The 10,460-nt window shown below is 58.9% G+C and carries 12 protein-coding genes; 7 read left to right on the top strand and 5 right to left on the bottom strand.

Annotated features, from left to right (window positions below; all coding sequences use genetic code 11):
- The first annotated feature begins 84 nt into the window (after positions 1 to 84).
- From HMPREF1136_RS06370 to HMPREF1136_RS06360, 3 genes are all read left to right on the top strand, one after another.
- Entirely contained in the window at positions 85 to 669 is a 585-nt protein-coding gene (locus tag HMPREF1136_RS06370) for a biotin transporter BioY (protein WP_009648516.1), read from the top strand.
- A 152-nt stretch (positions 670 to 821) separates the two neighbouring features.
- Positions 822 to 2,378 (top strand): glutamine-hydrolyzing GMP synthase, encoded by a 1,557-nt coding sequence (gene guaA / locus HMPREF1136_RS06365; RefSeq protein ID WP_009648512.1) that lies wholly within the window; start codon positions 822 to 824, stop codon positions 2,376 to 2,378.
- 220 nt (positions 2,379 to 2,598) lie between these two features.
- Entirely contained in the window at positions 2,599 to 3,252 is a 654-nt protein-coding gene (locus tag HMPREF1136_RS06360; protein WP_009648509.1) for an EcsC family protein, read from the top strand.
- 32 nt (positions 3,253 to 3,284) lie between these two features.
- On the opposite strand, the gene HMPREF1136_RS06355 is transcribed toward HMPREF1136_RS06360, so the two are convergent.
- Positions 3,285 to 3,554 carry a type II toxin-antitoxin system RelB/DinJ family antitoxin gene (locus HMPREF1136_RS06355; RefSeq protein ID WP_009648506.1) on the bottom strand — a complete coding sequence of 90 codons (270 nt, stop codon included), beginning with the start codon at positions 3,552 to 3,554 and terminating at the stop codon, positions 3,285 to 3,287.
- A 149-nt stretch (positions 3,555 to 3,703) separates the two neighbouring features.
- Between HMPREF1136_RS06355 and HMPREF1136_RS06350 the strand changes: the two genes are divergently transcribed.
- The 4 genes from HMPREF1136_RS06350 (at position 3,704) to HMPREF1136_RS06335 (ending at position 6,623) form a co-directional block, all read left to right on the top strand.
- Positions 3,704 to 3,916, top strand: a complete 213-nt coding sequence (locus HMPREF1136_RS06350) for a type II toxin-antitoxin system Phd/YefM family antitoxin (protein ID WP_034505197.1) — start codon at positions 3,704 to 3,706, stop codon at positions 3,914 to 3,916.
- A 158-nt stretch (positions 3,917 to 4,074) separates the two neighbouring features.
- Positions 4,075 to 4,944, top strand: coding sequence for a DUF2262 domain-containing protein (locus HMPREF1136_RS06345; protein WP_009648513.1), 870 nt, complete (start codon positions 4,075 to 4,077; stop codon positions 4,942 to 4,944).
- Positions 4,945 to 5,181: 237 nt separating this feature from the next.
- Positions 5,182 to 5,775, top strand: coding sequence for a type IV toxin-antitoxin system AbiEi family antitoxin domain-containing protein (locus tag HMPREF1136_RS06340; protein WP_198002823.1), 594 nt, complete (start codon positions 5,182 to 5,184; stop codon positions 5,773 to 5,775).
- Between the two features lie 2 nt (positions 5,776 to 5,777).
- Positions 5,778 to 6,623 (top strand): nucleotidyl transferase AbiEii/AbiGii toxin family protein, encoded by an 846-nt coding sequence (locus tag HMPREF1136_RS06335; RefSeq protein ID WP_009648508.1) that lies wholly within the window; start codon positions 5,778 to 5,780, stop codon positions 6,621 to 6,623.
- Between the two features lie 348 nt (positions 6,624 to 6,971).
- Here the strand turns inward: HMPREF1136_RS06335 and HMPREF1136_RS10315 are convergent, their stop codons facing one another.
- From HMPREF1136_RS10315 to HMPREF1136_RS06315, 4 genes are all read right to left on the bottom strand, one after another.
- On the bottom strand, positions 6,972 to 7,643 hold the full coding sequence (locus HMPREF1136_RS10315; protein WP_051023528.1) for a hypothetical protein: 672 nt from the start codon (positions 7,641 to 7,643) through the stop codon (positions 6,972 to 6,974).
- Between the two features lie 75 nt (positions 7,644 to 7,718).
- Complete coding sequence (locus HMPREF1136_RS06320; RefSeq protein ID WP_009648518.1) at positions 7,719 to 8,927, bottom strand: hypothetical protein; 1,209 nt, start codon at positions 8,925 to 8,927, stop codon at positions 7,719 to 7,721.
- A gap of 193 nt (positions 8,928 to 9,120) precedes the next feature.
- Positions 9,121 to 9,291 carry a hypothetical protein gene (locus tag HMPREF1136_RS10905; RefSeq protein WP_009648505.1) on the bottom strand — a complete coding sequence of 57 codons (171 nt, stop codon included), beginning with the start codon at positions 9,289 to 9,291 and terminating at the stop codon, positions 9,121 to 9,123.
- Positions 9,292 to 9,462: 171 nt separating this feature from the next.
- Positions 9,463 to 10,460, bottom strand: a 998-nt coding sequence (locus HMPREF1136_RS06315; RefSeq protein WP_034505192.1) for an ISL3 family transposase, incomplete at its 5' end; no start/stop codon positions are given.

Below are 10,460 nucleotides of genomic sequence, written 5' to 3'. Positions count from 1 at the left end.
TCGGGTGTGCTTGACAGGGAGTGCCACACAGCATATCGTTCAATTATTGAATGAAAGGCCGTTGGCCCTGTTGAAAGGTGTCGTATGACCACCCTGACCGCTTCCCCCGTCGCTGTGCGCGAGAACCGCGTTCTCGCCGACCGTCTTGGCGGCACGCTCGTCCGCGAGATCGCTCTGATCGCCGCTGGCACGCTCGCCATGATCGTCCTGGCCCGCATCTCGGTCCCGCTGCCCTTCACGCCTGTGCCCGTCTCGCTCGGTACGCTCGGTGCCCTGTCTGTGGGTACGACCCTGGGGGCGCGCCGAGGCCTCGTCTCCGTCGGTGCGTACGCCCTCCTCGGTATCGCGGGCGCTCCGGTCTTCACCGGTACGAATGTCGGATGGGCCTTCGCTTCCTTCGGCTACATCCTCGGCTACTTCCTCGCCGTCGCAATCGCGGGTCTGGCCGCCCAGCGCGGTGCGGACCGCCGCGTGCTCACGATGGCACCGGCTGCGCTTGTGTCCCTCTTCTCTGTGTACATCCTGGGCCTGGCCTGGATGATCCCCTTCACCCACATGACGTTTGCGCAGGGGCTGGCCAAGGGCTTTGTTCCCTTCATCATCGGCGACCTTGTCAAGGCTGCCGTCGCCACCGGTCTCTTCCCCGTCCTGCGTTCTATTTTCCGCTGATACGGCGCCTTTGAGCGTCGCGCGAGTCGGCCTCGTCCCCACCCGGGGCGGGGCCGCTCCTATTTGCGCTGACGATAGGCGGTGACATGCGCTATGGTGCGCGACGGTGCAGGGTATGCGCGGGTAGCATTAGAAAGGTGAACGCTACTGACATGCATCCCGTCCTCGTCGTCGACTTCGGCGCGCAGTATGCCCAGTTGATCGCGCGCCGCGTGCGCGAGGCCAACGTCTACTCCGAGATTGTCCCTCACACCATGAGCGTGGCGGACATGCTCGCCAAGGAACCCGCCGCCATCATCCTGTCCGGCGGCCCGTCCTCCGTGTACGAGGAGGGCGCACCGTCTGTCGATCCCGCGATTTTCGAGGCCGGGGTGCCGGTCCTGGGGATCTGCTACGGTTTCCAGACCATGGCCCACGCGCTCGGCGGCACCGTGGGTCGCACGGGCACCCGCGAGTACGGGCACACCGAGGCTTCGGTCTCCGGTGAGTCCTGCTTGTTCGGTGGCACCCCCGATGATCAGATCGTGTGGATGAGCCACGGCGACGCCGTCCAGGGCGCGCCCGAGGGCTTCACCGTCACCGCGTCTACGACCGAGACCCCTGTCGCGGCCTTCGAGTCGCGCGAGCGTCGTCTGTACGGCCTGCAGTGGCACCCCGAGGTGGGCCACTCCCAGTTCGGTCAGGACGCGCTGAAGAACTTCCTCTACGAGGGTGCGGGGATCACACCCACGTGGACCGCCGGGTCCATCGTGGACGAGCAGGTTGAGAAGATCCGCGAGCAGGTTGGCGACGCGCAGGTCATCTGCGCCCTGTCCGGTGGCGTGGACTCCTCCGTGGCCGCGGCGCTTGTGCACAAGGCCGTCGGCGACCAGCTGACCTGCTTCTTCATCGATCACGGCCTGCTGCGCGCGGGCGAGCGCGAGCAGGTGGAGAATGACTACGCGCGCGGCATGGGCATCCGCGTCATCACGTGTGACGAGTCCGAGCGCTTCCTGTCCGCCCTGGCCGGCGTCACCGAGCCCGAGGCGAAGCGTAAAATCATCGGCCGCGAGTTCATCCGCTCCTTCGAGGCCGCTCAGAAGCAGGTCATTGAAGAGGTTGGTGCCGCTGGCGGCGAGGTGAAGTTCCTCGTCCAGGGCACCCTGTACCCCGATGTCGTCGAGTCCGGTGGCGGCGAGGGCGCGGCCAACATCAAGAGCCACCACAACGTGGGCGGCCTGCCCGAGGACATGACCTTCGAGCTGGTCGAGCCCCTGCGCACTCTCTTCAAGGATGAGGTGCGCGCGGTCGGTCGCGAGCTGGGCCTGCCCGACTACCTGGTGAACCGTCAGCCCTTCCCGGGCCCCGGCCTCGGCATTCGCATCATCGGTGAGGTCACGCGCGAGCGCCTGGATATCCTGCGCGCCGCCGACCTGATTGCCCGCGAGGAGCTTACGGCTGCCGGCCTGGATCAGGAGATCTGGCAGTGCCCGGTCGTCCTGCTCGCCGACGTTCGTTCCGTGGGTGTTCAGGGTGACGGTCGCACCTACGGTCACCCGATCGTGCTGCGTCCTGTGTCCTCCGAGGATGCGATGACGGCCGACTGGACGCGCCTGCCCTACGACGTCCTGGCCCGCATCTCCACGCGCATCACCAACTCGGTGCCCGAGGTCAACCGCGTCGTCCTCGACGTGACCTCCAAGCCCCCGGCCACCATCGAGTGGGAGTGACGCTCATCTAGAGCTGAGCGCGCAGACTGATGCCCCGGCCTCGTCCCTGCTTTATGGGACGAGGCCGGTGTCTGTTGAGGCTCTCAAACCGAGGGGGTGGGGGAGCGTGATGGTAAGGTATTTGGTAACTGAGTAACCCCGGCGTTGGTGCAGTTCAGCGCTTACGGGGTGGCGGGGCGTTCTGTTACGCACTGTCAGATAACTATGGAAAGGCTTGGCCGTGGAAAAGCAGTCTCCGGTTGATGCACAGGAAGAGTCAGTCCTTGCGAAGAAAGGGCAAGAAGCGCTCGACAAGCTGTATTCGTCCGCTTTGAATGGGATTCCCATGGTGAGTGGCTCGGTCGATGACCTGGTCGAAGACTACCTATCGAAGTATGAGACTGTTGAGGAGGCTGCGGCTGCACTCGTGCGTGCGCAGGTCGTCAAATGCGGAACCTCTGGTTTTATCACGGGTTTCGGGGGCCTTATCACCCTTCCTGTGACGATCCCTGCGAACCTGAGCAGTGTTTTCTACGTGCAGATGCGCATGATTGCAGCGATCGCTGCGATGGGTGGCTACGATGTCAGGTCGGATCAGGTCAAGACTCTTGTGTTTGTTTGCTTGACGGGCACGTCCATCGCTGATCTGCTGAAGGAAGCTGGCGTCAAAGTTGGTGAGCAGGTGACGCGGTCGGTGATTAAGAAGATTCCGGGTGCTGTTTTGACAAAGATCAATCAGCGTATCGGTTTTCGATTTATCACTAAGTTCGGCGAAAAGGGTGTCGTGAACCTTGGAAAATGTGTGCCTCTCGTTGGGGCTGTCATTGGTGGGGGAATGGATGTGGCGTCGACGAGAGTGATCGGTAAGAGGGCGATCGCAGAGTTTATTGTGTGAGCCTTCAGGGCAGTGTGCCCTGTGTTGCTGTTCTATTCGCCGTCATCCCAGTCTCCAGGGAGCCGCGCGACTCCATTCGCATCCATGCTGGGGCGATAGGCGTAGCGCTCGAGTCCATCAAACGCGGGAGTCTCGGGGCGCATGTCGAAGGGGAGTCCGCCAACCTCAATCGACTTGGCGAGGAAGATGTTGATCGCATCCGACAGGCTAATTCCCCAGCGTGCGTAGACGGCTGCGGCGTCGGCCTTGATCTGTGCGGTCGTGCGGGTCTTCACCTCGGCGGTGCGGGTCATCGTCGGCATTGTCGCTCCTTTCGCTACCTGCATTATAGTCCCTGATTGGTGTTGAAATGGGGCCAGTCTGGGGTGGTATGGCGTAGTGGTAGATAGTCGTCCCCTTGATCTGAGGCTAGATTCTGGCCATAATTATGGCTAAGGATGATAGGAGCAGCATGTCGACACTAACTATGGGACTCGCTGAGGCGAAGAATAACTTTTCGCGAGTGACAGCAGAGGTGAACAGGACGGGGAAGCCTGTCACGATCCTCAAGAACAACAGGCCTTGGGTGGTTATTCAGCCTGCGCAGCAGTCTGAGAGCGCCGTCGATGTCGCTGTTGACTTCATGGATGCCTACGCGGACGTGTTTGAAGGGCTTGCGAAGTGAAGGCTTTCGCGTTTTCCTGGGACGAGGTTCGCGTTAGCTGTGTCCCTGATTCATGGGAGGAGGCCGGAGCTCGTTTGTTTCTGAGGTGATCATGACGCCTCGCGTCGAGTAGGGTTCCTCGTAGAGGACCAGCAGTTGTTGATCAAGGAGGACGACACGTGGATCTGCTCGCATACATGCGCTCGCAGGACACCATCACGCAGGAGGAATGGGAATGTACCTTCGAGGAGGATGCTCGGGAAATTCTTGTTCTGCTCGCTGGTGGTGCAGGTGCTGGCAAGAGGGACGGATTCTGGGACGTCTCACACTACTTCTTGGCGTATGTTGACTGTGCGACTGGTGCCCTGCACGTGAATCAAGGCCGCTTGGTCTACCCTTTGAGTGACGAGCAATATGCTGCGGGTAACGTGCTAGGTCGCTTTCCTGAGCAGGTCATTTATCGTGTGAAGGCCCGCAAGAAGAAGTCTGAAGAAGTGCCCGAAGGTATGACCGCCTCCTGGCGCAACCAGTTCCTCATCGTGGAAATCCTCGAGGAGGATGCTGCATGCCCGGAGCTGGAGGAGGTCCTGGCGGAGTACCTCAGGCCGGTTGTTCTGAGCGATGAGGTGCTGGGAGAACTCACTCTGAACAAGGACTTGGACCTGTTCGAGGGGGATGTCTCGTGGCGAGGAGAGCGGATCTCTGTATCTCTGGAGGTCGATTCGGGCTGCGAGAAAACCTGGGAACAAGCCGTGCAATTGATGAAGACGATGCTGGCGGACCAGGAGCGGTGGGACCGTGACATGCGGGCGTTCGCTGCGCGTGAGCTGACCGAACTTGCATGCGAATGGCGCGACTCTGCCGACGAGGATGTACCGGAGATTACGGAAGAGAGCTTCGCGCGCCGGATCGAGCTGCGCAGTATCGCGATGGACGCCGACGGTTCATTTTCCGCCTACTTCGATGACGACGACATGTTCTTCGGGCACTGCGTCACCGCGTACGGAACTCTGGCGGACGGGGTGACCGCGGCGAATATGGAGGGGTGAGTACTGGCTGCTGGAGGTGAGGTGATGATTCGTGGGCGTGTATGCGCCGAACCTTCTCTGGTCGGCGCCGACGCATCAGTTCCCGTGTTTGTAAGTCTCGGCTTTGTTCTCGTTTCGTTGGACCGGGCCGAGGCTGTTCTCTGGTGAGGAGAGTTGACTCGAGTCAAAGCAGACGTGTATACATCAATCGTGATAATGTGATGTGTAAACGTCTGTAAAGGGGTGGTCTCCGTGAGGGTGGATGAGCTCGTCGACTTCGTTGCGCTCGTGGGTGGTGTTGCCTCTTCTTCTCAGCTGAAATCTGCAGGCTTCTCGGCTGGACTCATTGCGCATGCTAGTGAGGGCGGTCGTATTGAGCGGCTCACGCGAGGAGTTTACTGCACTCCAGATGTCTTTGACGATGACTTTCTTGTGATTAGTGCCCGGTGGAAAAAGAGCATTTTCTCCCATGCTAGCGCCCTGTATCTCAATGGATTGTCGGATCGTCTGCCTGTCGCACAGTCCGTGACAGTGCCGCGGGGATATAACTCTGTGAAGATGGCTCAGGAATTTCCGGGTATTCAGGTTCATTGGGTGCGGCCTGACCTGTACGAACTTGGCGTAACGTGCCTTGTAACGCCTTCCGGTAACGCAGTGAGGAGTTATGGTGCTGAGCGCGCAATCGCCGACCTGATTCGGGAAAGGAAGGCTGGAACTGTCGATGCTCAGCTTATGCAAGATGCTATCGGAGGGTACTTTCGGAGGGGTGAGAAGGACCTGCAAGGGTTGACTGATATGTGCTCAGCTCTTGGAGTACGTCGTGAGTTGCAGGTGTATCTGGAGGTGTTGTAATCATGGCGATTCGTAACGATGCGAGTCTGCGTGGAAAGATTCGAGCAATTGCGAAGAGAGAGGGGCTGCGCCCTCAAGAAGTCCTGCAGATGTTTCTATTTGAACATTTGCTGCTTCGTCTCGAGAAAACGTCGTATGTTGATAAGTTCATTCTCAAAGGTGGCCTGCTGATTTCTTCGATGATTGGTGTCTCTCTGCGTACGACGATGGATATGGATACAACTGTTGTTGGTATGCCTCTTGATCGCGACTCTATTGAGCAAACGATGGAGCAGATCTGCTCTGTTGATGTCGGTGACGGAATGGAATACATCTTCGAGCGGTTCGAGTCAATCAGAACAGATGACGAATATCCAAATTGGCGTGCTCATATTATGGTCAGGTATGGAAGAATGAATGCGCCAATTAAAGTTGATATCACAACAGGTGATTCCATCGTTCCTGCGGAGGTTGAGTATCCGTATCCGATGCTGTTCGAAGATCGCGCTATAAGGCTTATGTCTTATCCTGTGGCGACGATTCTCGCTGAGAAGTTTGAAACGGTCGTCAGCAGAGGTGTTGCCAATACACGTGGGAGGGACTTCTATGACATTTACGTATTCTTGAATACTCGTGCTGATCAGATTGAATATGGCCAGGTCAAGCGTGCCCTCGAAGCAACAGCGCGCAAAAGGGGAACGTCTGCTTTTGTTGCCGATTATAGAAGTCGACTAGAGAAGGTGCGGCTTTCCGATGATATGCTGGCAGTATGGGAGTCTTATGTGAGATCGGCACCTTACGCATCCGACATTTCCTTCGATGATGTGGTGAGTGCCGCAGTGCGGCTTGGTAACTTGGTGTCTGCGTGATTTGCCATTCCTAGTAACCGGATGAAGGATTCATCATAGTTGAGTGTGAGGAGGAGGCTAGGCCTGAGATGGCGCCTTCCTCGAAGCGTAGCTGGCAGGTCGCTAAGGTGTTTAACAATGCCTGGATGTGCACGCCGGCGGGTTCTGCTCAGTGAAGGTCCTCACGCTCAACTTGGAAGAGAATTCCGCGCGCCGAATCGCGCTGAGGGGTATCGCGATGGAATCTGACGACATGTTTGTCGGGCACTGTGTCACCGCCTACGGAACCCTGGCGGACGGGGTGACCGCGGCGAATATGGAGGGGTGAGCGCCGCGGGCTAGTGCAGGAGTGGCGCCTGATCGGTATGGCTACGCGCGTGGCTCAGCCTCGGCCTCGTCCCGAAATCGTTTAAAGAGGCCGGGAGGCGCTGTGTGCTTATGTGAAGAGGCGTTGTAATCCTGAGAGGCCTGCTCGGTACTCGCTGCGCGAGCGCGCTGCTCTTTCCATAGTTTCACGTACAGGTAGATGGACGATAGCAGGTCGATGGCGGGCAGTAGGTGGAGCGCGATGTAGTAGTGTGCCGACGACTCGGAAATAAGTCTCTGTTTGCAACCGAGATACGCCGCAACAAGACCATAGGATGAGCTGAGCGGGATCAGGATCATGAGGTTCGCTATTGGCTGGCCCACATAGGCAAGGAACAAGATAAGGTAGCCCGGTGCTGCGAGAGCCATGGTGAGGATTGTAAGGAAAATAAGAGTGGGAGCATAGAGGGGAAGCAAGCAGAGCTTGAGGATTAATCCCCACAGCGCCATCGTGCGCGGGCTGTCGTCGTCTCGACGCCACAGTGCGGATACGGCGTTGGCTGCTCCGGCGATCACGGCCAGAAGTGTCCACGTCTTCCAGTCGATAGCGTCCAAACTCTTGTCGAGGACAAAAGCCAGCACCCAAGGTCCGTAAGCTGCGACGACGAAGAAGAGGAAAGTTACCGCGCGTATGACGGTAGATATGCGTAGCTTATTTCTTTTGACACTTTGCATGTTGTCACCCTATCACCGCCCGCGGGAACGAGGCCGGGGCTGGTATCTGGGTGTGTGTTTAGCTTGGAGAGATGCTTACAGGGTCTCGCTCGTGGTGGTTTCGCTGGCATCGTCCAGTCGGCGCAGTAGTGCGTAGAGGCGGATTGAGGAGATTAGATCGGCGATGGGAGTGGCAAGGCCTCTCTGTAGCTTGTTCGCCGTTTCTCGGCAGACGAGCCGCTGGTTGCGTGCGCGGCTGATCGCGGCAGATCCGTGGGATGAGGTGACGCGCATGATGCAGTAGGTCCCCAGGAGTAGCAGGGGGAGCATGATGAATGTCACAAAGATGAGGCCTCTCGGGGCGAAAAAATACGATCCCAGGACGAGCACTATGAGGGTCATAGTAAGGAAAAAAGGGAGGAGGGCAAGCTTGAAGACGAGGCACCAGAGCGCCAGCGTCTTGGGGTTGTGTGCGCCTTTGAAAGCGTCGGCACTAACGATAGTCGCCAGGGCGCACACAAACATGACGAGGAACCAGACGTCGATTCGAAGTGTCGGATATGGAGGGGGAAAGATCATGGTGACAGGCCCGCCAGCGTAGGAGGCAATGATGAAACAGAGTGAGGCTGCGAGGGGCAGGACTGTAGGCCAGGGGTGTGGAATTGCTCTGCGGGTCTGTGCGGGTCTTGTAGCGAGGATGTCGTCTATGTCGGCAACGGGTTGGGGTGTAGTGTGCGCGGGTGAGAGCGGGTCGTCGTCCGGGGTGCAGGTTGGAGCAGTGCCGTCCAGGCGGCGCAAGCGTGCGTACAGCCAGATAGCTGCGACGAGGTCTGCGATGGGGAGGGCAAGCCCCCATTTGTACTTTCTTGCCCTTTCAGGGGAGATCAGCTGTTCGTCGCGCGCGCGATCGATTGCTGCGAACCCGTAGCACGAGCTGACGATCATGAGGGGGCATGACAGGACGACATAGGGGGCGATGAGGAAAAATCCTAGCGGTGATACCTCAGGGCTGGGGGGAAACCAGCTTCTCATTAACACAAAAATGTAGAAGTCTGCCAGGAATATCGGAAGGAAACATACCTTGAGGAAGAGGCCCCAGAACGCTAGATTGCGCGGGGGGTCCGCGCGCGAAATCCAGAACGCGCTGGCTACATTCGCGGCACAGGTGGCAAATAGTAGAAGGATCCACGTTGGCGTTGGAACCACGTTGATGCCTTGATAGTCGAACATGATACCCACGAGTTCGCCGGTATAGAACACGATGATAAACGCGATGGCCAAAGCGATCCGCAGGATTTTGGACATGTGGCGACTCCCTTATCGATCATTGTTAACTGGAACCGAATATAACAGTCTCTCCCGCGCGAAGATCTTGATTCCTGATCGTGGTCGAACATCTCCTTGAAGGTCGGATTTAGGGGAAGCGAGCGTCGGGTGGATATTGTCGACATATGCCAGGTGATTGACTGGTCTCGTGAGAGGCCTCGGCCGCGGGTGGTTACACCCGGTGTGCATCCCCGCGCAGGTAGAGGGCCAGACCGATCACGTCGGCCCCGATGAGGGCTACGCCGAAAGCCGCGTTGGCGGACAGGTTGATCATGGGGATGCCCATGATCATGCGGCACATGTAGGGGATCAGCCAGGTTGTCCACGCGGCGATGCTAGTCATGGCCGAAGCATCCCATCGAGTCTGCGCGAACCTCCCGGTGAGATTCGCTCTCACTTCAGATGGTAGAAACAGGCTCATGAGCAACACGACCCCCTTGTTTACGCCGCGAGGCCTGCCCCGCCATGCAGGGTAGGCCTCGCTAGTGCGCGTGGAGCCGCTATTGACGGCTCTTCAGAGTTGAGTGTGGGTGGAGGCATCTAGGCCTCCTGCGATGAGGAGCATTCGGAGTTTGTAGTTGGTGGGGTTGCGGTAGCCTCTGGCGGTGCGTCTGCCTAGTTCGATGATTCCGTTGATGGCTTCTGTGGGGCCGTTGCTGGCTCCACCGGTGTCGAAGTAGGCCAAGAATGCGTCCTTCCACTTGCGTAGGGTCCGCCCCAGACGAGCGATTTCGGGGATGGGACACGTTGGTAGGCGCTCAATGAGGTGTGCGGCCAGGCGTCGGCCTTGGGCGGGTGTGGCTTGATGGAAGACGTCGCGGACTTGCTGGGCGCAGTGGTAGGCGACTTCCACACTGATATGCGCCTCATCTGCCGTGAAGGCCTCACGTAGTCGTTCTTGTTGACGCTTCGTGAGCCGATCACGCGAGGCGCGCAAAAGATTGCGGATCTGATAGAGGGGATCGCCCTTGCGCCCGCGGTGACCGGTCGTGTCTTGCTGGACGCGGCGGCGTACCTCATCAAGGGCATCGCCGGCGAGCTTGACGATATGGAAGGCATCGAGGACGCTGGTTGCGTCTTGGAGCTGGTCGTCGATGGCGTTCTTGTATCCTTGGAAGGGATCCAGCGTCGCGATCTGGATACCGGAGCGAAAGTCTTCGCCGCGCTCTTCTAGCCAGTTCTTGTACACGGTGCCAGACCTACCCGGAACCAGGTCCAACAAGCGGGCCGTGGGATGCTCCTCCCCGCAAGTCAGGTCCACGATGCCGGTGAGTTCACGTGGGCCCCGGTGGCGTCGGTCCTGGTGGTGCCACACGTGCTCGTCAACCCCCAGCACCCGAATCCCTGTGAAGCGGGCGGGGTCATCAGATGCGGCTTGCAGGCACGGCTTGATATGGGACCACACGGTATTCCACGTGGTTCCTAACTGTCGGGCCAGCCCCAAGATAGTGGCTCCCTCGAAGCGCAACTGTCGGATCGCCCAGCGGATCGCCCGCACACCCAGACGCGCCC

The sequence above is a fragment of the Actinomyces sp. ICM47 genome (assembly GCF_000278725.1).
Classification (GTDB): Bacteria; Actinomycetota; Actinomycetes; order Actinomycetales; family Actinomycetaceae; genus Pauljensenia.
This window is presented reverse-complemented; position numbering and strand designations above follow the sequence as displayed.

Coding starts and splice junctions, on each gene's coding strand:
- HMPREF1136_RS06370 (WP_009648516.1), top strand. CDS start 85: ATGACCACCCTGACCGCTTCCCCCGTCGCTGTGCGCGAGAACCGCGTT.
- guaA (WP_009648512.1), top strand. CDS start 822: ATGCATCCCGTCCTCGTCGTCGACTTCGGCGCGCAGTATGCCCAGTTG.
- HMPREF1136_RS06355 (WP_009648506.1), bottom strand. CDS start 3,554: ATGCCGACGATGACCCGCACCGCCGAGGTGAAGACCCGCACGACCGCA.
- HMPREF1136_RS06350 (WP_034505197.1), top strand. CDS start 3,704: ATGTCGACACTAACTATGGGACTCGCTGAGGCGAAGAATAACTTTTCG.
- HMPREF1136_RS06335 (WP_009648508.1), top strand. CDS start 5,778: ATGGCGATTCGTAACGATGCGAGTCTGCGTGGAAAGATTCGAGCAATT.
- HMPREF1136_RS10315 (WP_051023528.1), bottom strand. CDS start 7,643: ATGCAAAGTGTCAAAAGAAATAAGCTACGCATATCTACCGTCATACGC.
- HMPREF1136_RS06320 (WP_009648518.1), bottom strand. CDS start 8,927: ATGTCCAAAATCCTGCGGATCGCTTTGGCCATCGCGTTTATCATCGTG.
- HMPREF1136_RS10905 (WP_009648505.1), bottom strand. CDS start 9,291: ATGACTAGCATCGCCGCGTGGACAACCTGGCTGATCCCCTACATGTGC.